Raw genomic sequence first — 25,233 nt, forward strand, 5'->3', positions numbered from 1 at the left:
CTTTTTGGGGTTACTGAATCCACTTTGTTTTCCCTCGAGAGAGAAACCGTCCGCCACGTTTTTCTGTCGCTCCGTGAGCGGTATAAGAAAGAATGCCATTGACCCACACGCCTGCAATGCCTTCGGCGGGTTGCATGGGATCAGAAAATGTAGCTGTGTCGATGATTCTCTCCGCATCGAAGAGCGCGAGGTCAGCAAAATAACCTTTACGTATCATTCCTCGCTCAGCGAGCCCGAAGCGTTGAGCCGGCATGCCTGTCATCTTATGAACTGCCTCCGGCAGCGAAAACAATTTCTCGTCCCGGCTGTAGCGGCCCAGCACACGCGGAAAGGTGCCCCATAGGCGTGGATGCGGAAGAGGATCGTTGGGTAGGCCATCTGAGCCAATCATGGTCGCTGGATGTCGCAGAATCCTGCGCATATCTTCTTCAGAGATGCTGTGATAGATAGCGCCAGCAGGTTGCAATTGCCGCGCCGCCTCCAGTTGCTTAACGCCCCAAAGCGCCGCAATTTGGGCAAGTGTGTGCCCGGCAATCTCAGGATGTGGCATGCTCCAGGTGATGGTGATCTTGACGCGCTCGTCTACCTGCCGCAGATCAAGCGTGCTCGAACCAGCCGCGTAGGGATAGCAATCGCAGCCTGCATATTGTTCGGTTCGCGCCGTTTCCAGGGTGCGCAGAACTTCCTCACTTCGTCCCCAGTTGTTTATTCCGGCGCACTTCAAGTGAGAAATGATGACAGGCACATGGCTTAATCGCCCAATCTCGAATGCTTCCTGCATCGCATCGAGAATTGTTTCGGTTTCAGAGCGCATGTGCGTTGTATATACAGCGCCTGCGGCTGCAAGTGGCGTTGCCAGGCTCAACACTTCTTCAGTAGAGGCGGAGTAGGCCGAGAGGTAAGCGAGTCCGGAGCTAAGACCTAACGCTCCGTTGTCCAGCGCTTCCTTCAGTTGCTCGCGCATCGCATCGATTTCCACTTCTGTAGCGAAGCGGTCGAGCCGATCCATGTGGTTATTGCGCAAAGCCGTATGCCCGACAAGCGCACCTACATTTACTGCTGGACTGGCGGCTTGAATGGCCGCGACATATGCGGCAAAAGTGGGATAGCAAAAGACATCCGCGTTGCCGAGCAGATTCATCGGATCCGGCGGCTCTCCGCGCAACTGCACTGGCGCGGCGCTGATGCCGCAGTTGCCGACAATCACCGTCGTCACGCCCTGCGAAAGCTTCGGCAGCATAGCTGGAGTGCGAATCACGCTTGTGTCGTCGTGCGTGTGGACGTCGACGAATCCGGGCGCCAGTATCAGTCCGTCTGCGTCCATCGATTCCGACGCATCATACGCAAGGTGTGGTCCAATTTCGCAGATACGGCCGCCGCGAAGTGCAACGTCCATGCGTTGGCCATCAGCACCGCTGCCGTCCAGAACAGTGGCGTTTCGGATAAGCGTGTCGCAACTCAACATGTTGGCTCTTTTAGAATATAAGCTGTATCCATCGCGCGTCTCGCATTTCAATTCTTGTGCTTGCTCCCGGAGACTCATCCATTGAAAGACAATCGACTCAAGCAAATCATTGGCCTCGACACAATCACTCCATGGAATAAGGGTCTCGGCTCTTTTGAAAATGCGCTCGAACCCAAAAATGTAACCTCGCTGAACTGGAACCTGCTGCGCGAAGATCTCAGTCTGCCGACAGCTGTTCTTTATCAGGAGCGGTTGCTGCACAATCTCGATTGGATGCAGCAGTTCATCACTGCATACGGAGTCAGGCTCGCGCCACATGGCAAAACCACGATGGCTCCGAAGCTTTTCCAGATGCAGCTAGAGCAGGGTGCGTGGGGAATTACGCTGGCGACGGCGCATCAGACACTCATCGCCTATCAGCATGGTGTCCGCCGTATTCTGATGGCCAACCAACTGGTCGGCAAAGAGAACATGGCGATCATCTCTCGTCTGCTGCAGGATTCGGAATTTGAATATTATTGCCTCGTCGATTCGGCGGCGCAGGTGGAACAGCTCGGCGCTTTTTATGCGCAGCGCAATCAACAGCTGAATGTATTGATCGAGCTGGGAGTCAACGGCGGGCGCACCGGTATTCGCGACCAGAAGCAGCTGGACTCTGTTTTAGAGGCGCTGTCCGGCTGGAAACATTCTCTCGCTCTGAGTGGCATCGAAATGTATGAAGGTGTTCTCGATGATGAGGCCTCCATACGCGCGTTTCTCGAGCGCGCTGTTGCCGTAACCCAGGAGCTTGCTGACAAGCAATACTTCCGGCGTGCGCCTATTCTGCTTTCGGGCGCTGGCTCTGCATGGTACGACGTGGTAGCCGAGGTTTTTTCGGCTGCCAGAGTCGGCGACAATATTGAGATCGTCCTTCGGCCAGGTTGTTATCTTACGCACGATATCGGGGCCTATCGCGAGGCGCAGACAAAGATACTCGATCGCAATCCCATCGCACACCGTATGCGCTCCGGTTTATTACCCGCACTTCAAGTATGGGCCTATGTGCAATCCATTCCTGAAGAGGAAAAGGCGATCATCGGTATGGGCAAACGCGATGCTGCCTTCGACGCCGGTCTTCCTGCTCCCGCGCTCCATTTCAGACCGGGGGGGACAGCTCCGAAGGATGCTCCTGCCCACTGGGCACTTACCAGGATGATGGACCAGCATGCCTACCTGAAGATTGCCGCCAATGACGATCTTCGCGTCGGCGACATGATCGGTCTCGACATCTCGCATCCCTGCCTGACCTTCGACAAATGGCGAGTGCTGCCGATACTCGACGCGGGTTATCAGGTAGTTGACCTCGTTCAGACATTTTTCTGAAGCTCAAGCCTCTTCCGTGAAAGTTGCGGGATCACTCATGCTGGGCCTTCCTGTTTCGACATGTCCGGCAAACTGGCGGCGAAAGATCGGCGACTCTGAAGTGGTGATTATCAAATCGAACCAATTAGAACTAGACCCCAGAGACCAGTGATCTTCAGCCGTCGCGTGTGCCGCGAGCGAAATCAAGTGCGGGGCTTCGCTTGCCGCATACGGATTGACTACTCGAAGCGTGCACGCGACATCGCCGTGATTCGAGCATGTCAGATAGATGTCACCGCTCGAATGATCATAACGAGTCGAGACTTCAGGATCAGGCAATCCCGGCAACGCGATCAATCCTCGAAGATGACCGTAGAAACCATTAGGTCCATAAATGACAACATCGTAATCAGGATCTGTACGCGGCTCTTTGTCGGCTTTACGGTCAGAACCTGTATCCGATAGCAACCAATAATCTGAAACAGCGCTCCCTGCGGAAACCGAATAGCGGCGAGGAGGCTGGTGGGGAATGAGATTATTGCGGGCATAAAATGCCGCCCCAGCCTTGCCGTCGTTACGGAAGTCGATCCAGAATTTGCTCTGTTCGGAATCAACACGGCAATGGGTGTAGAAAGCATAGGGCAGCGCTCGCGCGGGACGCGTTCCCGGCTCCTGTTGAGGCATGGATTGAACCGCTGGAACACTGTAAGGCTCATGCAGCGACGCAAGAACATCGGGAACGGAGAACTTCGATGAAACTTGAGTGGACATGGAGGTCGCCGCACCGGTGAAATCGAAGGCGGAGGTAAGATCGCCGCAGATCGCACGCCGCCACGCATTCACGTTCGGCTCCGGGATTTTGAAGCGCGCCTCAAGGAACTGCAAAACAGAAGTGTGATCGAAGGTCTGTGAACAAACCCAGCCCCCGGTCGTCCACGGAGAAACGATGAGCAGCGGCACGCGCGGCCCCAGACCGACAGGTTGCATGCCGCCCGGATCAGAACCGGGCACAAGAGGGCGGCGCTCATGCGGATATTTATCCATATTAATGAACTCGTCTCGCAATGCGTCCACCAGATCCGGTGAAACCAGTCCCTGTGCATTCTGCTGCTGTCTGTATGCCGGCATGGGAGGAATCACATGATCGAACAGTCCATCGTTCTCGTCATAGTTGATAATGAAAACTGTTTTGCTCCATACGTCAGGATTGGCCGTAAGAGCTTCAAGAATAAGGTTGATGTAGTACGCGCCGTCACGAGGCGAAGCGTCAGGATGTTCGCAATATTTGTAAGGGGCAACTATCCACGAGACCTGCGGTAACTGCCCGGTGACGACATCATTGTGAAATTCAGCAAGCGTGTGATCGGTGACGCCCTTGATAACCAGAGAACTATGCGCCGGCGCGCCTTCTTTGACGTGATACTGGGCAAAGAACTCGAGTGAATTGTCCGTGTAGTTATCCGTTGGAGTACCCGGTTCACCCGTACCACCCTGATAAAGCTTCCAGCTCACCCCGCTCGCTTCCAGGCGTTCCGGGTAGGTCATCCATGTGTATCCGTTTGTGTGATGGCGTTCGTTAAATCCAGGCCCATTGCCTTTTTTGCCGAGCCTGTTGGACGCATCCATTGTGCCTGACCACAGGTAAATGCGGTTTGGCGCAGTGTTCGAGTGGACCGAGCAATGGTATGCGTCGCAGATGGTGAAAGCATCAGCCAGCGCGTAATGAAAGGAGACATCTTCGCGCTTCAGATATCCCATGGTGAGCACGTCCTGCTTCTGAGTTACCCATTGATCGTGATGGCCGTTATTCCAGGCCTGATGACCGCTGCTCCATCCATGATCGGTTCCGGCCTGAAATTCTGTCGTGCGCTTGGGATTGAGATAGAACGGAAGGACATGGGTCGCGTCCTCGGCAAGACCCCGGTTTTGATAATGCTTGGTCTTAACTTTAGCGGTGGGCTGGTGCCAGACTGGCTTACCGCTCGGCAACATCGCCGGACGCGGATCGTTAAATCCGCGCACGCCGCGAAGACTTCCGAAGTAGTGATCGAAGGAGCGATTCTCCTGCATGAGGATCACGACATGCTCAACGTCCTGGATAGTCCCCGTCGCGCGATGTGCCGGAATAGCCAGCGCTTTCCGGATGCTTGCGGGAAAGATGGCTGCACTGGCGGCAGTTGCCGCTAAACGTAAAAAGTCACGCCTTGTGGGCATGTCGGTAAGTCTCCTTGCCTACGAATCTAATTTTGACTGGTTGGAGTATACCGAACCTGAATTACGTAAATTTGAATCTCACGTGCGATGATTTGTGACTCAACGGGTCAGCGTCGAATCGCCTGAGCACCAAGAAGATAAAGTGCACAGAAATCATTGTAGATTTTATTCGTAAATCGATAGTTTCATTTATGGTTATCGACAGCGGAAAAGTTATGGAGCGACTTTCTATGTCCAAGATCCGGTTGTTCTTTTACAGCGTTGGGTTTCTGCCAGTCGTGTTTCTGATCTCCGGTTTGTTGATTTCAACATCGTTTGCTGCCGTAGATGATCCAGAACAGGATTCGTTGAACAAGCCGGAGCGATTGGAGTGGTTTCAGGATCAGGGCTTTGGGCTTTTCATACATTGGAGCGTTGACAGCCAGCTTGGTGTAGTCATCAGTCACTCCCTGGTGGGCGCATCTCCTGAATATACTGAGCGCTTCTTTAGCGACCTTCCGAAATCTTTCGACCCGGACCGATTTAAACCATTGGATTGGGCGCGTCTCGCGCACCTTGCTGGTGTCCGGTATGTGATGTTTACGACCAAGCATCATTCCGGTTTCGCCATGTTCGATACGAAGACGACCCCATTCGGCATCATGAATACGCCGTTTCATCGTGATATTACAAAGGAGGTTTTTGACGCCTTTCGTTCGGAAGGTATCGCGACGGGCGTTTACTATTCATCGGACGATTTCTGGTGGCTGCATACGCACGGGAAGACAATCGAGCGTTCGGTTCCAGAAGTTCAGCCGCGCAACAATCCCGGACTCATGCAATACGATCAGACTCAACTTCAAGAGTTGCTGACGCATTATGGCAAGATCGACGCACTCTTTTTGGATGGTGAAGCGGTTGGACTGCGCGATCTCGCGTGGAAACTGAATCCAGACATCGTCGTTACTCGCGGGGCGATCAAGACTCCCGAGCTAACTGTTCCGGGCATGCCTCTTCCGGGTGCTTGGGAAACTTGCATGACCATGGGAACAGCGTGGCAATATCAGCCTCAAAACGAGCACTACAAGTCGGGAGGCGAGTTAATCCGCCTGCTGATTCAGACACGCGCAAAGGGCGGCAATTTTCTGCTGAACGTAGGGCCGAAGCCTAACGGTGAACTGCCCATCGAAGAGGAAGAGCGCTTGCGTGAGATCGCGCTCTGGATGTTTGTGAACTCGGACGCAATCTATGCGGTACGTCCCTGGGTCATTACAAACGAAGGTGACATATGGTTCACGAAAAAGAAGGACACCAACACTCTGTACGCAATCGTTGAATCCGATACGCCGTGGCCGCGTGCAACCTGGAAGGAATTTACACTCCATTCGGTTCGCGCGACAGACAAGACGCAGGTAAGTGTCCTGGGGCAAAACGACGAGGTGGTCGAATATCATCCTGAAATCAAACCTAAATCTACCTGGCATCAAGGAGAAGATGGTCTGCACGTGCGAGTGATGCAGACGCAACGCCTGCAGGACAACTTTCGCTGGCCGAATCCTGCGGTATTGAAGATTACTAATGTCGAACCGGCGCTGAATCCCCCGCATGTGCAAACCATCGGATCGGCGCTGGAGTCATCCGGTCAGGAGATACTTGAGGGCACAGTCCTCGATATGGGCGATCGCTCTTCGCTCGAAGTCGGCTTCGAATATCGACCAATTCTCGGTGAAGATGTCAATTCGCGCTCATCCGCATGGATGGCGACGCCAACACAAACTATCTCCAAGCCGGGCAATTTCAAAGCGAATGTGGATGGCCTCGATCCAAAAGGTGCTTACGAGTTTCGCGCCGTAATCCGCCATCCGTTGTTGCCGCTCTATGGTTCAGAGATCACGATGAAACACTAGCCTGGTTGCACATGTAATTTCTTTTAGAAATTTCAGCAGGAGATGTTTTATATGAGATACCAGCGCGCGTTGTGCATGCTTGTATACGCGATAGTAGCAACGATCGGTCCCGCCTATGGCCAATCCCAGAATGATCTTTACATCTCGCCTTCCCGGCCCGTTCCAACGGGTAAGGCACCAGGTATGCGGGTGAAGCAGATAAAAGACACGCCGGAAGAGAAAGTCTACGCTGTGATTTTTTACAAGGGCGATGAAGTGCTGAGCGGACTTACAGACTTTGTAATCCAGCACAAAATTGAGGACGCACACTTTACTGCGATCGGAGCTGTAAACGGCGCGACGCTAGCGTGGCTGGATCCGTCGAAGAAAATCTACCATCGTATTCCGGTTGCAGAGCAAGTAGAAGTGCTGTCGCTGGTCGGAGACGTTGCCACCTTTAATGAGAAGCCTGTCGTCCATATGCATGCAGTACTTGGTAAGCCGAATGGCACAACGGTTGGCGGGCATGTCTTTGAATTGAATGTCAATCCAACGTTAGAAGTCTTTATCACCGCGAACACGTCCATCCTGAAGAAGAAGCCGGATGATGCCTCGGGAATGAAGGTGATCGATCCAACGCAATAGTCGTTCGAGACCTTTGAAGGAGCTACGAGTGGACGACAGCAGAAGAGCATTTATCAAGCAGGCAGTCGGTCTTTCCGTTGTTTGTGCTGCAAGGTTCGATTCGGAAGATCCGGCTTATGCAAGCACATCAAACGGAGTTGTTGGCGATGATAAAGCCGAGTGGTATCAGCGTCCCCTGCGATGGGCCCAGCTAGCGTTCGTAGAAGACGATCCGGGGAACTACGATCTTTCGTTCTGGCTCGATTATTTCCAAAAAATTCACGTGGATGCAGCCTGTCTAAGTGCCGGAGGCGTTGTCGCTTTCTATCCGACGGAAATTCCCCTTCACTATCGAAGTAAATGGCTAGGCACGATGGACACCTTTGGCGACATTGTTGCCGGATGCCGCAAGCTCGGAATGAACGTGATCGCAAGAACGGACGCGCATGCTTGTCATCAGGATGTCTATGATGCGCATCCCGATTGGATTGCCGTCGATGAAGAGGGCCACAAGCGGCGGCACCCATCTGATCCGCAGTACTGGATCACATGCGCTTTAGGCCCCTACAACTTCGACTTCATGACGTCGGTGCACCAGGAAATCATGCGGAAGTACATGGTCGATGGCATTTTCACGAACCGTTGGTCGGGATCCGGCATGTGCTATTGCGAGCATTGCGTGAAATCCTTTCGTGAGTTTTCCGGGCTTGATCTTCCCCGCACCGACGATCCCCAAAATCCAGCGCGGCGCCAATACATTCTGTGGAATCAGGCGAGACTATTTGAGCTATGGAGGCTATGGAACCAGAAGCTCAAAGAAATCAATCCACATGCCAGCTACATCGCAAATGCCGGCGGTGGCGCACTTAGTCCACTCGATATGAAAACAATTGGAGAACTGGCCCCCACCCTCTTCGCCGATCGCCAGGGAAGAAGCGGCCTGATGGCGCCATGGGCCAACGGAAAAAATGGCAAAGAATACCGCGCAACGATGGGGCAAAAGGCCATAGGAGGAATTTTTAGTGTTGGTATCGAGGATAAATACCGCTGGAAAGATTCCGTTCAGTCAAGCGATGAGATCCGCCTCTGGGTGGCGGACGGAATCGCACAGGGCCTTCGTCCCTGGTTTACTAAATTCAATGCCAAGCCAATCGATCGCAGGTGGTTGCCCGTAGTAGAGGAAATCTACAAGTGGCACTACGCGAACGAATCATACCTTCGGAACGAGAGATCTTTTGCGCGAGTCGGGCTCGTCTACTCTCAGCAAACAGCGACTTTTTACGGTGGCAAAAGGGCGCAAGCTTTAGTGGAAGATCCTGCTCTCGGCTTCTATCAAGCGCTGATTGAGGCGCGTATACCCTTCGAAATGGTGCATGATCGACTACTTGACCCTGAGCACATAAACCAGTTCTGCACCTTGATCTTCCCTAATATCGCGGCGCTCTCAACTGCGCAATGTCAGCAGATTCGTGAATTCGTAGAACGCGGCGGAAGCGTGATCGCCACGTATGAAACGTCTCTTTATGACGAATGGGGTGTTCGTCGTCGGGACTTTGGGTTGTCGTCAATATTTGGAGCTTCCTTTGCCGGCGACGCGCAAGGACCCATGCTCAACTCGTATCTCGCTCTGGAAAAGGATCCAATGTCAGAAACGTTTCATCCTCTACTGTCAGGTTTCGAGGATGCGACGAGGCTCATCAACGCCACCAATCAGGTAAATGTAAAGCCCATAGGCCATAGCTTTTTCTCTCCACTACAAATTGTGCCGACCTATCCTGATCTTCCTATGGAAGACGTCTTTCCACGACCGATGAAGGAGCGCAGTCCCGGAGTATTTCTCAGAGAATCCGAACGAAGCCGCGTAGTCTACTTTCCGGGAGATATCGATCGCACTTTCTGGGAGGTGCTCGACGTCGACCATGCGAAACTCCTGCGCAATGCTGTACTTTGGGCAACGAACGAGACTGCGCCCATAAGTGTGGAAGGACAAGGAATCGTCGACATCTCTGTGTGGGGACAGAAAAATTCTATGACGGTCCACATTGTGAACCTTACAAATCCCATGATGATGAAGGGGCCAGTTCGTGAGGTAATTCCAATTGCAAACCAGCGCGTGCGAATACAAATCCCTGAAGAGCGACACGTAACACGAGCAAAGCTGTTGGTGTCCGGAAAAGACATCTCTTATCGACGGGAGCAAGGACTTATCCTTCTCGATATTTCCTCAATTGGTGTACACGAAGTGATTGCCTTAGACTTCGCCATCTAACCGATTGCCCAGTCGCTTGTGACTGATCGGACAAATGATTTTGTTTAAATGGCTGGAAGAACCCAAGCCTCTACAAATGGCATGAAATCTGTTCGAATCATCGTTGCTTTTCAAGCAATATCTGCCCATGATTCCAAAAAACTAATCAACTCTTGCGGAGATTGGAGCCACGCTTCGGCATTCGTTGGGCGGTACTCAGGCCGCACGAGCACCGAAAGACCGCGTCCGTTCAAGACATGGAACGCATCTTCGTCAGTGAAATCGTCTCCCAAAAAAGCAATTGGTGTCGCTGCATCTGTCGTTTTTAGAACTGCCCGGATCACGTCGCCTTTGTCGGGACAGGCAGTCCGAAGCTCAATACCACCGTCGAACGCAAGAAGCTTGACCCCTTGTATTCCATTGAATTTATCCCATCCGCCTTGAATGCGACTCTGAACGTCCTCAACCTCTGACGCGGATAATCCGCGCCAGTGAACGGCGATGCCCCCTGGTTTGATTTCAGTGATGGGTAACAACTCTTTCTGGGACAACCAATCTTCTGCCTCTCGAAGGATTGCAAGAATATTTGGATCGATATCTGTGCATCGATATACTCCATCCGCTGAGAGATGCTCCAAGCCGTGCGCACCCCATATTTCAAAATCAGTTAACTCGCGGAGTAAATTCTGTATCTCACTCACCGGCCGTCCGGATACGACAGTGATCTTCGTTCTACCTGATCGAATTATCCGATCCAGGATCGGCATGATGCCCGGATAGGGATAAGCCTTATGGCGGTCCGCCTGAAATGGCGCCAGGGTGCCATCGTAATCCAACAATAGCCGCGCGGTCATCGAGCGGTCGAACCGCTGAAAGAAATCGGCAACTGCCGCCTTTCGATCAATATTGTCCACACTAGGTCTCGCTTGCGGTTGTCTTCGGTACTGCATCCCTGCTGAGTCGCAGGTCGCACAAATCTCCGATTAAGCTAGCCGCCCACCAGTAAATGTTGTGTTCCTTCACGGATTTCCGCATTCGCTCCATGCGATCGGCCACCTCGTTCACATCCATCTCCAGCGCCTGAGAGATCGCCTCGCCTGTTGCCTCCGTATCGTATGGATTCACGATGAGGGCGTCGCGCAGGTCACGCGCCGCCCCAGTGAACAGGCTAAGTATCAATACTCCACGTTCGTCCTGGCGCGCAGCAACATATTCTTTTGCTACCAGGTTCATCCCATCGTGCAGAGAAGTGACCATGCATAGATGCGCTACGCGATAATAGCGTTCCACCTCTTCGTGGCTGTGCTGGCGGCTGAGAAGAACGATGGGTCTCCACTTGCCCCGTCTGAACCGTTCATTGATGCGATTCGCCTCACTTTCCACTTCCCTATGGAAATCGGCATACCTCGGAATACGGCTGCGGGTTGGTGCGCCGATTTGGATAAAGGTAAATTTCCCCTGATAACGGGGATGCCTTTCCAGAAAAGACTCCACCGCCAGAAAGCGTTCGAGAATGCCCTTGGTATAGTCCATGCGATCGACGCCAACGCCCAAAAAGGTCGTTTCAATTCCGAGCTCCGCGATGAGGGCGCTCCGCTCCTCAGCCGCCGTATCTTTTTCGGGAGCAATGTTCTCGGCTTCCAAAAAATCCACGCTGATTGGAAATGGGAGGACGGAAGACCAATGGTTCTTGCGTCTGACGGAAAAATGCTCCCAATCTACCCGGGCTTCGAGTACCCGATCTACGGTGCTAAGAAAATTGTTGCAATGCGCTTGTACGTGAAAGCCGATCAGGTCTGCTCCCAGCAATCCGTCCAATAATTCCTGTTGCCATGGGCAGATACTGAACGCCTCCGGATTCGGCCACGGAATATGCCAGAAGATTGCAACGCGGACATGAGGAAGGCGCTCCTTGATCATCCGCGGTAGCAAGGCAAAGTGATAATCCTGGATCAGAACAACAGGATCTTTTTCATCTGCTATTTCTTCCGCAAGCGCGTCAGCAAATCGCGCATTGACTTCGTTGTAGTATTTCCAATCGGATGCACGAAACGCAGGGCGCGTATGCGCCATATGGCAGAGCGGCCATAGACCTTCGTTTGCAAAGCCGTAATAATAGCCTTCCTCTTCTTCTTCACTGAGCCAGACGCGACGCAACGTGTATTTCGGATTGTCCGGAGGAACCTGGAGGCAGTCTTTGCTGTCGACCATCTCCCTGTCTGCATTCCCGCTTCCTTGTGCGACCCAGGTTCCATTGCAAGCGCAGAGAATCGGCTCTATCGCCGTAACCAGCCCACTGGCAGGAACGGTCACAGTGATTTCGTTACCCTGTCGATTGTGAATATATGGTTCACGATTTGAGACTACGAAAAGATTGCTGCCACGAAGCTTGGTGCGGACGTGATCGGCCAGTCGTTGTGCTGTCCAGAGCGACTCGTTTGTATTCCGGAGTCGAGCTTCAATCTCTGCCGCGGCCCGTGCCTGGCGCATGCTTTCTGCGAGAGGGGCCACCTCTCGCGCCAGCGGTTGGAGGAAGTCCAGATCCTTTGCGGGCGGCGGAGCAACGTTCCGGTCTGTGTGAAGCGTTTTCATCCACTGTGCTGCGCGTGCAATTGGTCCCACCAGGCTCCAGCGCACGATCAACAATGTGATGGCGACAATAACCAGCACTTGACCGGCTATGTGCACAAACGCCTGGCTCCAGACATGGAATATCTGGGAACGAATATAGCCAGTGTCATAGACAACGATCATCCCACCGGCGACGTGGTTGTTTATGGCATGCAGCGGCGCGGCGAGCACATATAAACGCCTAAAACGCGACCGCATATACGTCGTCGCGGGGCGATTGTTCGAGACTGCATCTTTCAGTACCTGCGGTATCGCGGGGGTGAACGTACTGAGATCGCGAGTGGCGGCGAGAGGAAAGAATTCGCTGTCGTAGATTCCGATACCAAGCAGATGATCTCGATTGTTGAAACGCTCGACCATGGCTTTGAGCCCGGCCGTATCTCCATTTTGCAAATAGGATTCTGCATTGGCAGCCAGACTCTCGCCAAATGTCTCTGATTTCCGCTCGAGGTCGAGGCGGAGTGCATCCTTCTCGGTTCGCACCTGATACCAGGATGACACCAGGGAAACCGTAGTGACCCCGATGATCATCGCAATAATCAAACGTAAACTCAGAATTCGCATTCACCCTCGTCTGATTCACATCTCATGCAGCTGAATGTAGGGAACGATTCATTAGCCATTGGGCGGAGACGCTGCATTATTCGCTCACACTATTCAGGAGTAGCCGCTTCATACTTTGCAGGGGAGGATAGGATTTGCCTCCATAGAGCAGAATCGGTTCAGAAATCACTATCCGCATTTCCATGACCTACGGCCAAGCAAGCTCGAAGTCATGGTTCCAATCGGTAGCGGTTAGAAGCCGGCCCACAGTAAAGAGCCGCCCGAAGCCTGAGCGAAGCCTGAGAAATACATGGCATTGTCTCCCTTCATCCACCTGCACCACGAAGGAAAATGCACACACGCATCAAACGGTGCCAATGTACGTAGATCGCTCATAAAGTAAGTTTAACAACCAGGGAGACCGGAGCCAAAAAAAGTACTCAACTATCAAGTTCTTCGGGCAGGGCGATGCATCGAAATAGCCCCGCAGGAAGTGCGGCGGGAGGCCAGTCTCCGATTTGAATGCAAGGGGCTGTCGATGAGGGCATCGGCGATTTTGCATCAAGTGAGCTATCGGTATTGCCGCTTTCGAGGGCGCTGCACGAGGGAGAAAGAGCAGAACAGTGATTGACGTGCGCAGCCGCTCGGAATAGAGTCGAGTCCTCCGTACTTCAGATTCAAATTGGCACATGAAATGCCCGTGCGAATTCGCAACCATGCGGAAATTGGCTTGGTGCAATTGTGTTCGGGAGGAGAGTTATCATGCACGCGCCTCCGACCGCCGATCCATTTCAGCAATTCCAAGTGACGTCCAATAAAGATGTTTCGGAGTCGCTTCCGCCTTTGGGAGCCGGGCTGAAAATACTGATGGTCTGGCCACGCTTTCCGCCTTCGTTCTGGGGCTTTGAAGGTGTTCTCGAGATGATCCCGGAGAGATCCGTGATGCCGCCGTTAGGCCTGATCACTGTAGCGGCGCTGTGCCCATCCAGTTGGCAGATCCGTCTTCTCGATAGGGCGTTTCAAGAGTTGCGCGACGAGGACCTGCTCTGGGCCGACCTGGTGATGGTGAGCGCGATGCTCGCACAACGTGCCGATGCTCTAGACATCCTCGCCCGCGCTCGTACTTTGGAGCGCCGTACTTTTATCGGGGGCCCGTGGGCCAGCAGCGAACCAGATTTTCTGCTCGGGCACGCAGACCATGTTCTGGTCGGTGAGGCGGAAGAGGTCTTCGCGGACATCGCCAGTGCGTTGGAAAAGGGTGAGGCGCGCCGGATCTACCATGTCGCTGACAAACCGGACATGTCCCACAGTCCTGTGCCGCGCTTCGACCTGCTTCAATTAGATAAATACACATCGATGCCCGTGCAGTTCTCGCGCGGCTGTCCCTTCCAATGTGAATTTTGCGACATCATCACGATCTATGGGAGGCGTCCGCGAGCCAAGACCCCATCGCAGGTGATTGCAGAGCTGGATGAGCTTCGGCGGCTGAATTGGCGCAACGAAGTGTTCATCGTGGATGACAATTTCATCGGAAATCAGAAGCAGGCGCTGCTTCTGACACACGAACTCAGCGCATGGCAGGAACGCAATGGGCATCCTGTCTCGTTCTACACGGAAGCCTCTATCGACCTTGCGGATCGGCCCGAGCTGCTTGCAGCCATGGTCGCAGCCAACTTCATGTATGTCTTCATCGGTATCGAGACGCCATCTGCGGAGGCACTGAAAGGATCGCGAAAATTTCAAAATCTCCGCGGCAATATTGCCGACCAGGTCCGTGTGATTCGTGAAAGCGGGTTATGGGTGCTGGCCGGATTTATCGTTGGCTTCGATTCGGATGACGAAAGCATATTCGAAAGGCAGCTTGAATTTATCAATCAAACCGGGATCGCCTGGGCGATGGCAGGCGTTTTGCAGGCTCCCCCTACGACCGCTTTGTTCGATCGGATGAAGCGCGAGGGACGCCTCATCGAAGACAGCCAGGCGACTACAAACTTCAGCCCTCCCAACTTCCACACTGTGCTGCCGTTGCTGGTATTGCTGCGCGGATTGGCTGGTTTGCTGACGGCACTATATACACCGGAGGCGTATTTCGGGCGAGCTTTCCGCTCGATCGAATCGTGGCATCCTCGCGCGACGCAGCAGCCTCCAAAGCTGCCTCTCACTTACAACTTGAGAGTTTTATTCGCGTCGATGTGGCGGCAGGGGGTCCGCTCCCACTATCGGTCTGCGTTTTGGCGCTTTCTGTGGCTGATCATTCGCAAATGGGCGAGCCAGCCGGCGAAGCTGTGGCTCGGATACATGGTGCTGCTCTCTGCGCACCACTTTCTTAACTATGCCCTGGTTGCCGCCGAAGAGCTTGAAGAGCACTGCCGCGCACTGGAGAAGGAGGGAATTCGCGAATCGCGAAAATTTGCGTTTCCTTCAAGTGGCTCGTCCGTCGCAAATGTCCAGCACGTGCCAGTATCAGAATTGCTTCAGAAGAAAAACGCTGTCGGATGATATCGGGTCAAAGCAGCTTCTTCGAGCCTTAATCCTGAAGCTTTTCCAGTGTTTCCACTAACGCACCCTGCCACTCTGGCAGAGTAATCTTCAGCTCAGATTGCAGCTTCTTATTCGACAGAACCGAATTTGCCGGACGTGTTGCCGGAGTCGGATAATCGCTTGACGGAATGCCTGAGACTTCAGGTGCTTTCGCCCCGGATCTCTTCTGATGCTGCGCGAAGATTTCTCGCGCAAACCGGCACCACGTTGTTTCTCCGCCGCAGGTTAAATGATAGATGCCATACTCCGGTTGTCCATCCATCGCCGCAGTTACAGCTGCGCGCGTCGCGTCGGCAATGGCGATTGACGATGTCGGTGCTCCAAACTGATCATCGACAATTTTCAATTGATCGCGTTCACGGCCAAGCCGCAGCATAGTACGAAGGAAGTTATGTCCATGCGGGCCATAAACCCAGCTCGTGCGGAAAATAAAGTATTTTCCACCGACTGCTTCGATGAACTTCTCTCCCGCCAATTTGGTCTTTCCATAGATATTCAGCGGATTCGTTGCATCCGTCTCAACCCAGGGGGATGCCTTGGATCCGTCAAAGACATAATCGGTGGAGTAATGCATGAGTACCGCATCGAGCTCCGCAGCCTCTTCGGCAAGTACCCGAGGGGCATCGCCATTGATCGTCATCGCCAGCTCGGGCTCGGACTCAGCGCGGTCGACTGCGGTATATGCAGCGGCGTTCAGGATGACATTCGGCCGAAGCTGGCGGATGAGCGCACGCAGCTCTTCCGGTTTAGAAAGGTCGGCTCTTTGCCGGTCGCATGCTGTGACCTTGCCTACATTCCCGAAGCTGCGCTGCAGTTCAGTACCGACCTGCCCGTTCGCGCCGAGGATCAAGATGATTGGCTGGCTCATGCGAACATCTCAGCCTTATCCAGCGTTGGCCCTTGCTGATCTTTTGCCGATACGATCGCCTCTTGTGGCGAAACAGGCCAGGGAATCGCAACAGCAGGATCATTCCACAGCAGTGTTCTTTCATCTGCCGGAGAGTAGTATTCGGTGACCTTATAGGCAAACCCTGCAACTTCGGACAAGGCGACGAAGCCATGGCCAAAACCTTCAGGAACCCAGAAAAGACGGCCATTTTCGCCGGAGAGCTCGACGCCTACATGCTTGCCGAAGGTGGGCGAGCTGCGACGCAAGTCTACAGCGACATCCCATACGGCGCCATGCGTAACGCGTACCAGCTTGCCCTGAGTATTTTGAATCTGATAGTGAATACCGCGCACGACATTCTTTTTTGATACAGAAAAGTTGTCCTGCACCCAGTGTGTCGGCAAACCTGCCTGCTGCAGCGCACGCTCGTTGTAGGTTTCACAGAAAACGCCGCGATCGTCCTTGAAAAGGCGCGGCTCAAGTATCAGAACTCCGGGCAGTGCAGTCTCAATAATGTTCATTCTCTTATACGTCTTCGGAAGGAAAGTTGGGTTCGTTAAGCAGCGTTAATAGATATTGCCCGTATCCACTCTTGCGCACGGGTTGTGCAAGTGTTTCAAGCTGCGCTGTCGTGATATATCCATGCCGGAAGGCAATCTCTTCCGGGCATGCGATCTTGAGGCCCTGCCGTCGCTCGATTGTCTGGATGAACAGTCCCGCCTCGAAGAGCGAGTCGTGGGTTCCCGTATCAAGCCATGCCATGCCCCGACTCATCAATGCAACATCGAGCGAGCCGCGTTCCAGGTAGATTCGATTCAGATCGGTGATTTCGAGCTCGCCACGTGGAGAAGGCTTGAGTGATGATGCAATTTCCACCACGTCGTTGTCGTAGAAATATAATCCTGTCACCGCATAGCGCGACTTGGGCACTTGTGGCTTTTCTTCAAGGCTGATAGCGCGACCATTCTTGTCGAATTCCACTACGCCGTAGCGTTCCGGATCGTGTACCGGATAGGCAAAAACTGTGGCGCCCTTTGTTTTGGCTGCCGCTTTTACTAATTGGGCCGACAGAGACTCGCCATAAAAGATATTGTCTCCCAGCACCAGCGCGCACGGATCAGAACCGATAAAGTCCTTGCCGATAATGAATGCCTGGGCAAGGCCATCCGGGCTTGGCTGCACGGCATAGGAAAGCTTCATTCCCCATTGCGATCCATCACCGAGCAGCTCGGCAAAGCGGGAGGTATCCTGCGGCGTTGAGATAATCAGGATCTCCCGGATACCCGCCAGCATGAGCGTGGTCAGCGGGTAATAGATCATTGGCTTGTCGTAGACCGGAAGAAGCTGCTTCGAAACAACGTGCGTCACAGGATAGAGGCGGGTTCCAGACCCGCCGGCCAGCACTATTCCTTTCATCGTGCGACACGCTCCGCATAGTTTGTTTCAATCCATTGCTGGTATGCGCCGGAGCGCACATTCTCTACCCATTCCTGGTTTGCCAGGAACCACGCCACCGTCTTGCGGATTCCCGATTCAAAGCGTTCCGCCGGTTCCCAACCCAGCTCCTGCTTGATCTTGCGGGCGTCAATCGCGTAGCGCCGGTCGTGACCTGGGCGATCGTTGACATAAGCAATCAATTTTTGCCGCGAGCCGATCTCGGTGCTGGGCGCAAGCTCGTCCAGCAGATCGCAAATCGTCGTCACTACATCAATATTTGCTTTTTCGCTGGATCCGCCGATGTTATAGGTTTCACCCAGCCTGCCGTGTTCGAGAACGGCACGGATGGCAGAGCAGTGGTCTTCGACGAAGAGCCAGTCGCGGACATTTTTTCCATCGCCATAGACCGGCAGCGGTTTGCCCTCAAGCCCATTCAGGATCATCAGAGGGATCAACTTTTCGGGAAACTGATATGGGCCGTAGTTGTTCGAGCAGTTCGTCGTGAGCACCGGCAGTTTATAGGTGTGGAAGTAGGCCCTCACCAGATGGTCGGAAGCCGCTTTGGACGCAGCGTAAGGGCTGTTTGGCGCGTAAGGCGTTGTCTCGGAGAAGGCAGGATCGTTCGGCTCAAGCGTCCCATACACTTCATCCGTCGAAACATGCAGGAAACGGAACTGCTGCTGTTCCTCCGCGCTCAACTCTAAGTAATATGCCTTCGCCGCCTGAAGCAATGCGAATGTGCCAATGACGTTGGTTTGTACAAACGCGCCCGGTCCAACAATGGAGCGGTCCACATGGCTTTCCGCGGCAAAATGAACAATAGCTCTGGGCTTATGCTCGCGCAGAAGACGTCCGACTAATTCTTCATCCGCGATATCTCCATGGACAAAGATATGTTTCGAATTCTCGCTGAGAGATTGCAGGTTATTTAGATTGCCGGCGTAGGTCAGGCTGTCGAGGTTGATCACAGTGGAGCCGACTTCTCTTATCCACGTGAGAACGAAGTTAGAGCCGATAAAGCCAGCTCCGCCTGTTACCAGGATCGAATCTTCTCTGCTCATCATTATTTAGGGTGTCTTCCTAATTTAGGTTGTTTTCCTAGTCCAGAGTGCTTTGCGTAGAATGTCGAGACGTTGGCTCTGTTCAGGGTTCTGGCGTAATCTCTCCATGCCCTCATGCCATAATGCAGCGAAGATGCCGATAAATAATCCAGCCACGCCAGCAATCAGGGTAATCAAACCGCGTTTCGGGAATGATTTGTAATCGGGAACGATAGCCGGATCAACGACCTGGATCAACGCTCCTTCTTTCGCCTCGTCGAGCTTTGCCAGTTCAAACTGCCGCGCCAGAATCTCAAAGATGGTTTCATAATACTTTACATCACGCAGTTTGCGAACATACTCAATCCCCGCCTGCGGCACAAGGCCCTTCGGCACGATCAATCCACCGCTGCTGTCATCGGCACTACCGCCGAGTTTTGTCAGTTGCGCCCGCATGCTGTCCAGTTCCTGCTGTGTCTGCACGACGTTCGCATTTTCGCTGGTCGCGTAAGTGCGCATCCCTTGTAGCTGCACTTCTTTTGCCGTAATCTGCGCCCGCAGGGCGGCTGCCGATTCGATCAACGCGCGAGCCTGACTGTCGAGCTGGATCATGCCTGTTTTCTGTTCTGTCTCTTTCAGCGCTTCTTCCGCATTGGCCAGGTTGTCCTTAGCCTGCAGCAGCTGCTGTTCAAAAAAAAGACGACGTTGCGCCGCTTCGCCAATAGCGAGATGCTGCGAAAGGCCGCGATATGCATCTACGTATGCATTCGCCATCTCTGCTGCCCGTTTTGGGTCTTTATCTTCTACAGAGATGTGAATCAGGTTGTCTTTTGTCCCCGCCTCAACTGTCGTATGACTTTCGAAAGCCTTTCGCGCTGTAGACATGTACTTCTCTTTGTATTCGGCCATCAACCCAAAGCGCTCAATCATAGCGTCTTCTACTGTGCGGCTCTTAAACATGGCCACAAACATGTCGTTGGGATTCTTCAATCCCATCGAAGAGCCGGCCAGCGCACCCAGCGAGCCGAGGTTACCGATTTGGGACATGATCGCAGAACTCAACGAAGAGCCTTGCTGCGGTGGCAGCACCGTCGTCATGGCGGTGTACTTCTTCGGCAGGAGTAGAGACACCAGAAGCGCGACCAGCGCGAAGCCGAGAGCAAACTTCACGATCAGCCATTTCCTGCGGGCCAGAATGATCAGCAGATCAAGGAGCGATATTTCGTCGTAAGACTCCTCAGGGCTATGGCTCGCCGGGGAAGTCTCGGTTTCCAGATGTCGAATCTCGGTCGTTGTGGTGTTCATTCGCTGCGGCTTTGGAACCGGCACCCCAAAAATGCAACTATCAGAAAAGCTTGTACTTTACTGCGCGATCTTTTGCATAGTAAAGCGGATGGGGGCCCCTTCCAGAAGTTTAACGCAAGCGAGCTCTCCAGCCCTAAGACGTTTTTCCGGGGTGGCCGGTCACATCTCCCATCCCATCAGCATCAGCATCATGGCCTCCGGTCGCCCATAACAGAGCACTGACAAATACCACTGCAAAGAAGAGGATTGCTCCGACTGTCGTTGGCATGCTTGCCTCCTGTTCAATTGGAAATCGGAATGCCTGGCAGGGTTGCGTCGCCCTTCAAACCTTTACCGGAACGGGCTGTATCTTTTTTGCCGATGGCCGAGCTTTTTCCACCCTAACGCGGGACGAGGTGACAAGCGCGACCGCAACTACGATCGCAGCCATGCCGATATACCCCGTATCCGCCAGCCGCTCGCCGAGGAAAATCGCTCCTAGAATGACCGCGACGACGGGATTGACATACGCATAGGTGGACACTTTGGAGACAGGTACATGATCCAGAAGCCAGACAAATGCGGTATATCCAACCAATGATCCAAAAACCACGAGATACGCGACCGCTTCGATCGCCGGGCGTGTCCAGGTGGATGCCTTCCAGGCTCCGGTAGCCAGTCCGAGACTTCCACTGGCGAGGCCGGCAGCCAGCATCTCCCATCCGGCAGCGACAATCGGGTTAACCGGCAGCTTCAACTCCCGCGACAAAACAGAACCGACGGCCCACGAAAACGTGCCACCCAATACGATCAAGCATCCCTCTAACTGGAATTGCCATCCCCCGGTCTGATGCCGCAGACTCGGCCACACCAACGCAGTTAGACCCGCAAATCCTAGGCCCAGGCCTATCCATCCCCGGACCGTGAGCTTCTCTCCCCGAGGGAGAAGCATGCCGATGATTGCGACGTACAAAGGCATGACCGCAACCAGCAGGGCTGCAAGGCCGCTGTCGATGTATCGTTCACCGGCGACGAGCGAAATATTTCCTCCGCCCAGCAGTAGCAGGCCGACGACGGCTAGCCATGCCAGCTCGCGCGGTGCAGGCAGAATCCGTACGCCCCTGAGCCGGCAGAAAGCCAGCAACAATATGCCTGCGACCAGGAATCGCGTACTCCCGAGTACCAGGGGATTCAGATACTGCACTCCAATCTTGATCGCTGTGTAAGTCGATCCCCAGAAGATATAAACGCATCCAAACGCGAATGGAACGGCCAGCGATGCTGCGCGGGTACGGTTCATGAGCGGCGCTCCTCTAAGTCGTGCCTTATGCGGCGCGACCTGACAAGAAGATGTCGTCGTATGTTATTTCGATTATGGATTGAAAAGATGTGGATCATCTTTTTTAGAGATTCGCGGGTACGCGGTTCCGTCCACAAATGCTGGTTCCTCCCCAAGAAATGATCAGCCCTGCTGTGCGTGTCTACGCTGGCTATCTCATCTCGCGAAACCTGGCTCTGGCCATCATGCTCATGATCGCGGTGAGCCTCCGGAGGCAAGCATCGCTGCGCGCATTCGTGATTCTGACCGCTCTCATTCAGGTTCTGGATGCGGTGCTCGATGCTATCGAAGGGCGCTGGGTGATGGTACCGGGGGTTTTTATTTTTGCGATTGCATTTTATTTGTTGGCGCTCTGGCCTTCCCGGCATGACCCAATACAGACTGTCTGACAGCAGTCTATTCCGCATGCTTTTCACTTCACGCCTCCCTCACGCGCGTGCTATGCTCACCTCACACCGGAACAACATGCGCAGCGACAGGCACATTGCCGTTTTTGGCTCTACTTCCAGCAATAGACGCTGGAGCCTGGCCTTTGCGCGCGCTATCGCTCCCCGCAAGCATCTCTGTGTGCTCCCCACCCGCACGCGACCTAGTCTCTTCGGCAGCGATTAGTCGCCGCTGCCCGTGACGCGCAACTGCGTGCTCCTTGGCAAGGATCGTTACCCGTCCTCCATCTGCATTCGCGTCATCGCGGGAAGAAAGACTCCTCCCGACAGCCCTATCGCCGCCAAATTCAGGCGATTCCGGAAACCAAGATCAGGCTGAAGCCTAAACCAAGGCCCTACAAGGAGAACAAATTATGCAGTCGACTGAAATTCTGAGCAAATTTGGACCGAAACTGAAAGGCCAACTGCCCGGTCCGAAGGCGAAGCGAATCGTTGAGGACGATGATCGCCTCATCTCGCCCAGCTACACGCGTTCCTACCCGCTGGTAGCGAAAACTGGGCGTGGAGTTCGCATCGAAGACGTAGATGGCAACGAGTTCCTCGACTTTGCCGCCGGCATCGCCGTCACTTCGACCGGCCACTGCCATCCTGAAGTTGTAGCCGCCATCCAGAAGCAGGCGGCGGAACTCATCCACATCTCGGGCACCGACTTCTACTATGAGTCTCTGGTTACCTTCGCAGAGCGCCTGTCCGCTATCGCACCCATGCCCGGACCGCACCGCTTTTACTATGGGAACTCCGGCGCGGAAGCCGTGGAGTGCGCCCTCAAGATTGCCCGCTACCACACGCAGCGCCAGCACGTCATCGCCTTCTTCGGAGCCTTTCATGGACGCACCATGGGCGCGCTTTCGTTGACCGCTTCCAAGCCGCAGCAACGCCGCCGTTTTGCGCCGCTCGTGCCTGGTGTGACGCATGTGCGCTATCCATACGCCTATCGCGGCTGTAGCGGCGGCCCACAGGAAGAAGAAGCCTTCGCTCTCGGCTGCGCCCGCTATATCGAAGAGAAGCTTTTCAAGACCACACTCGCGCCGGAAGAAGTGGCTGCCATTTTTGTCGAGCCTATTCAAGGGGAAGGCGGCTATGTGGTCGCGCCCACCGTCTTTATGCAGGAATTGCGCCGCATCTGCGACAAATACGGCATCCTGCTCGTCGCGGACGAAGTGCAGTCCGGCGCTGGGCGCACCGGTAAGTGGTGGGCCATTGAGCACACTGGCGTCGAGCCGGACATCGTCTGTATGGCAAAGGGCATCGCTTCCGGAATGCCTCTCGGTATCTGCATGACGCGCGCAGACATCATGGACTGGAAGCCCGGTTCGCATGCCTCCACCTTCGGCGGCAACCCCGTTTCTATCGCGGCGGCGCTTGCCACTATGGACATTCTCGAGCGCGAGGGCATTGCCAATGCCGGAAAAATTGGCGGGCAGATGTTGAAACGGCTGCGCGAGTGGCCGTCTAAGCATTCGATCGTCGGAGATGTCCGCGGACGCGGTCTGATGATCGGTATTGAAATTGTTAAAAACCAGGCCAGCCGTGAACCTGCAGGAGAATGGCGCGATCGTATCGTCGAAGTGGCCTTCGAGCGCGGTCTCCTGATCCTCGGCTGTGGCGAGACTTCGATTCGACTGGCGCCGGCACTCGTTGTCAACGAGCATGAGGCTGCCATCGCACTCGATATTCTCGAGGAGTGTATTTCATCAGTTGAAAGTGAGTACGCCGAATCGGGCGCGCTTGCCGGTTCCGCAGTATAAGATGTGAGGCCAGAGATCCTTCGTGATCTCTGGCGCTCCTCAGGATCAGGCCATTCGTATTAACCATCTCTCCTAGGGGCAGGTATGATCACACGTCTTTGGCGGGGTTATACGACTCCGGAAAATGCTGACGCATATGAAAAGTATGTTCGGCTTGAAATCTTTCCTCAACTTCGTTCCGTCCGTGGATTTTTAGGCGGCAACCTCCTGCGCCGCAATCTCTTCCAGGAAGTCGAATTCGTAGCTCTGACGCACTTTGATTCGCTGGAATCCGTACGTGCCGCCGCCGGTGAAGAATTCGGCTACATTATCATTCCGGAAGTCGGACGTAAATTGCTCTCCCGCTTCGACCAGCGCGTGGCCATTTATGAAATGGTGGTCGATGAAGGGCGAACTGAGCCCAGTTCATTTTCGTAGCGCTTGCCTGCGGAACACCACGCCGGCAATCAAAAATAAGAGAGAAACCGCAGCTGCGAGCAGCGTATGCGGACGCGAGCCAGCATTCAGTTGCAATGCCGCATCTACCAGCCATACCACCGCGCCTACAAACCAGATGATGTAGGAATTTGACCGCACCTTTTTTCTTGGATGCACCTACTCACAGATGTTCTGGTCGCGATTGTGGATCAGAACATCCGGTAATCGCCTTCTTCTCGCGGAGCATGCACAAGCAGTCCAAGCTCGCCGCACAATCGCTCCAGTCTTGCACGGGTCGCCTGAGCAACAGGCACCATCGGCAGCCTGTAATGCTCTTCGATCCGGCCCATCATGGCCATTACGGCCTTTACGGGCCCGGGACTCGTCTCCCAGAAATTTGCCTGGATCAGCCGGTAGAACTTGCGGTTGATCTGCCGCGCCATCGGCCAGTCACCAGTAAGCGCCTCCTGCACCATACGCGCCATCTCGGCGGGAATTTCGTTCGAGGCGACAGAAACCAGCCCTCGCGCGCCGGCTCCAATCGCACCGAGTGCCATGTTGTCATCGCCGGCATAGATGCTGAAGCTGCGCGGAGCCTGTGTCACCAGCTCTGTGATTTGCGGCAGGCTGCCGCTCGATTCTTTAATCGCCGCAATATTTGGAGCGTCTTCAATCAGCCGCATCACTGTAGCCGATTCAAGATTCGTCCCCGTGCGACCGGGAATGTTGTAGAGCACGACCGACAGCTTCACTGCCTGGGCAATTGCCTTGAAGTGCTGGTATTGGCCTTCCTGTCCTGGCTTGTTGTAATAGGGGTTCGCCGTCAGAATCGCGGTCACCCCCGGCACCTGTGCCGCAATCCGCGCCCGCTGTACCGCTTCGCGTGTCGCATTATGAGTGCACCCCGCCCAGACCGGCACTCGCCCGGCAGTGGCCTCGGTCACAATGCGGATGACGCGCAGCCATTCTTCCTCGTTGAGGGAAGGCGTCTCCGCCGTCGTGCCGCAGGCCACCAGCCAGTCGATGCCGCTTTCAATCTGCCATTGCGTCAGCGCATAGAGCGCCTGTTCATTGATTGCGCCGTCCGCATGAAACGGAGTTACCAGCGCCGTGCCACAGCCTATCAGATCCATCACTGATCGAGTCTACAGGAAGGCGCAG

General features: G+C 54.3%; 21 protein-coding genes. 8 read left to right on the top strand and 13 right to left on the bottom strand.

The window, feature by feature from the left end; all coding sequences use genetic code 11:
• Window positions 1–10 precede the first annotated feature (10 nt).
• Window positions 11–1,465: an amidohydrolase family protein gene (locus GSQ86_RS16425; RefSeq protein ID WP_158751016.1), complete on the bottom strand. Its 1,455-nt coding sequence runs from the start codon at window positions 1,463–1,465 to the stop codon at window positions 11–13.
• Between the two features lie 81 nt (window positions 1,466–1,546).
• On the opposite strand from GSQ86_RS16425, the gene GSQ86_RS16430 reads away from it, so the two are divergent.
• A complete protein-coding gene (locus tag GSQ86_RS16430; protein WP_158751017.1) occupies window positions 1,547–2,827 on the top strand; it encodes an amino acid deaminase in 1,281 nt (426 codons plus the stop codon).
• Window positions 2,828–2,830: 3 nt separating this feature from the next.
• Here GSQ86_RS16430 and GSQ86_RS16435 read toward each other — a convergent pair whose 3' ends face one another.
• Entirely contained in the window at window positions 2,831–5,020 is a 2,190-nt protein-coding gene (locus tag GSQ86_RS16435) for a phosphocholine-specific phospholipase C (RefSeq protein WP_158751018.1), read from the bottom strand.
• Between the two features lie 230 nt (window positions 5,021–5,250).
• Here GSQ86_RS16435 and GSQ86_RS16440 point away from each other — a divergent pair, with 230 nt between their 5' ends.
• Genes GSQ86_RS16440 through GSQ86_RS16450 form a run of 3 tightly spaced genes read left to right on the top strand, consistent with a single transcriptional unit; the run spans window position 5,251 to window position 9,778 of the window.
• Window positions 5,251–6,906, top strand: coding sequence for an alpha-L-fucosidase (locus tag GSQ86_RS16440; protein WP_158751019.1), 1,656 nt, complete (start codon window positions 5,251–5,253; stop codon window positions 6,904–6,906).
• Between the two features lie 51 nt (window positions 6,907–6,957).
• Window positions 6,958–7,530, top strand: a complete 573-nt coding sequence (locus tag GSQ86_RS16445) for a PPC domain-containing DNA-binding protein (RefSeq protein ID WP_254062442.1) — start codon at window positions 6,958–6,960, stop codon at window positions 7,528–7,530.
• A 28-nt stretch (window positions 7,531–7,558) separates the two neighbouring features.
• Complete coding sequence (locus GSQ86_RS16450; RefSeq protein WP_254062443.1) at window positions 7,559–9,778, top strand: alpha-amylase family protein; 2,220 nt, start codon at window positions 7,559–7,561, stop codon at window positions 9,776–9,778.
• A 110-nt stretch (window positions 9,779–9,888) separates the two neighbouring features.
• On the opposite strand, the gene otsB is transcribed toward GSQ86_RS16450, so the two are convergent.
• Window positions 9,889–10,671 carry a trehalose-phosphatase gene (otsB, locus tag GSQ86_RS16455; RefSeq protein ID WP_158751020.1) on the bottom strand — a complete coding sequence of 261 codons (783 nt, stop codon included), beginning with the start codon at window positions 10,669–10,671 and terminating at the stop codon, window positions 9,889–9,891.
• A 1-nt stretch (window position 10,672) separates the two neighbouring features.
• Complete coding sequence (locus tag GSQ86_RS16460; RefSeq protein WP_254062444.1) at window positions 10,673–12,952, bottom strand: trehalose-6-phosphate synthase; 2,280 nt, start codon at window positions 12,950–12,952, stop codon at window positions 10,673–10,675.
• Between the two features lie 741 nt (window positions 12,953–13,693).
• Between GSQ86_RS16460 and GSQ86_RS16465 the strand changes: the two genes are divergently transcribed.
• Complete coding sequence (locus tag GSQ86_RS16465; protein ID WP_158751021.1) at window positions 13,694–15,430, top strand: B12-binding domain-containing radical SAM protein; 1,737 nt, start codon at window positions 13,694–13,696, stop codon at window positions 15,428–15,430.
• 28 nt (window positions 15,431–15,458) lie between these two features.
• Here GSQ86_RS16465 and rfbD read toward each other — a convergent pair whose 3' ends face one another.
• The 7 genes from rfbD to GSQ86_RS16495 form a co-directional block, all read right to left on the bottom strand.
• On the bottom strand, window positions 15,459–16,340 hold the full coding sequence (gene rfbD / locus GSQ86_RS16470) for a dTDP-4-dehydrorhamnose reductase (protein ID WP_158751022.1): 882 nt from the start codon (window positions 16,338–16,340) through the stop codon (window positions 15,459–15,461).
• Complete coding sequence (rfbC, locus tag GSQ86_RS16475; protein WP_158751023.1) at window positions 16,337–16,882, bottom strand: dTDP-4-dehydrorhamnose 3,5-epimerase; 546 nt, start codon at window positions 16,880–16,882, stop codon at window positions 16,337–16,339. The genes rfbD and rfbC overlap by 4 nt, the downstream gene beginning before the upstream one ends.
• Before the next feature lie 4 nt (window positions 16,883–16,886).
• Window positions 16,887–17,777, bottom strand: a complete 891-nt coding sequence (rfbA, locus tag GSQ86_RS16480) for a glucose-1-phosphate thymidylyltransferase RfbA (RefSeq protein ID WP_158751024.1) — start codon at window positions 17,775–17,777, stop codon at window positions 16,887–16,889.
• Window positions 17,774–18,859, bottom strand: a complete 1,086-nt coding sequence (gene rfbB, locus GSQ86_RS16485; protein WP_158751552.1) for a dTDP-glucose 4,6-dehydratase — start codon at window positions 18,857–18,859, stop codon at window positions 17,774–17,776. Before rfbB ends, rfbA begins: the two co-directional genes overlap by 4 nt.
• Window positions 18,860–18,883: 24 nt before the next feature.
• Window positions 18,884–20,143 (bottom strand): Wzz/FepE/Etk N-terminal domain-containing protein, encoded by a 1,260-nt coding sequence (locus GSQ86_RS16490; protein ID WP_158751025.1) that lies wholly within the window; start codon window positions 20,141–20,143, stop codon window positions 18,884–18,886.
• A gap of 133 nt (window positions 20,144–20,276) precedes the next feature.
• Window positions 20,277–20,411, bottom strand: a complete 135-nt coding sequence (locus GSQ86_RS23690; RefSeq protein ID WP_256366845.1) for a hypothetical protein — start codon at window positions 20,409–20,411, stop codon at window positions 20,277–20,279.
• A gap of 54 nt (window positions 20,412–20,465) precedes the next feature.
• Window positions 20,466–21,422 (bottom strand): EamA family transporter, encoded by a 957-nt coding sequence (locus GSQ86_RS16495; RefSeq protein ID WP_158751026.1) that lies wholly within the window; start codon window positions 21,420–21,422, stop codon window positions 20,466–20,468.
• 158 nt (window positions 21,423–21,580) lie between these two features.
• On the opposite strand from GSQ86_RS16495, the gene GSQ86_RS16500 reads away from it, so the two are divergent.
• The 3 genes from GSQ86_RS16500 (at window position 21,581) to GSQ86_RS16510 (ending at window position 24,072) form a co-directional block, all read left to right on the top strand.
• Window positions 21,581–21,850: a hypothetical protein gene (locus tag GSQ86_RS16500; RefSeq protein WP_158751027.1), complete on the top strand. Its 270-nt coding sequence runs from the start codon at window positions 21,581–21,583 to the stop codon at window positions 21,848–21,850.
• A 410-nt stretch (window positions 21,851–22,260) separates the two neighbouring features.
• The gene (locus GSQ86_RS16505) at window positions 22,261–23,655 is read left to right on the top strand and encodes an acetyl ornithine aminotransferase family protein (RefSeq protein WP_158751028.1); all 1,395 of its coding nucleotides are present in this window, start codon (window positions 22,261–22,263) and stop codon (window positions 23,653–23,655) included.
• A gap of 84 nt (window positions 23,656–23,739) precedes the next feature.
• The gene (locus GSQ86_RS16510; protein WP_158751029.1) at window positions 23,740–24,072 is read left to right on the top strand and encodes an antibiotic biosynthesis monooxygenase; all 333 of its coding nucleotides are present in this window, start codon (window positions 23,740–23,742) and stop codon (window positions 24,070–24,072) included.
• Here the strand turns inward: GSQ86_RS16510 and GSQ86_RS16515 are convergent.
• Together GSQ86_RS16515 and dapA are read right to left on the bottom strand one after the other, a co-directional pair.
• Entirely contained in the window at window positions 24,061–24,231 is a 171-nt protein-coding gene (locus GSQ86_RS16515) for a hypothetical protein (RefSeq protein WP_158751030.1), read from the bottom strand. The two genes, GSQ86_RS16510 and GSQ86_RS16515, sit on opposite strands and share 12 nt — an antisense overlap.
• Before the next feature lie 50 nt (window positions 24,232–24,281).
• Complete coding sequence (gene dapA / locus GSQ86_RS16520; RefSeq protein WP_158751031.1) at window positions 24,282–25,205, bottom strand: 4-hydroxy-tetrahydrodipicolinate synthase; 924 nt, start codon at window positions 25,203–25,205, stop codon at window positions 24,282–24,284.
• Between the last annotated feature and the right edge of the window lie 28 nt (window positions 25,206–25,233).

Origin of the sequence: Acidobacterium sp. S8 (assembly GCF_009765985.1) — a bacterium.
Classification (GTDB): Bacteria; Acidobacteriota; Terriglobia; order Terriglobales; family Acidobacteriaceae; genus Alloacidobacterium.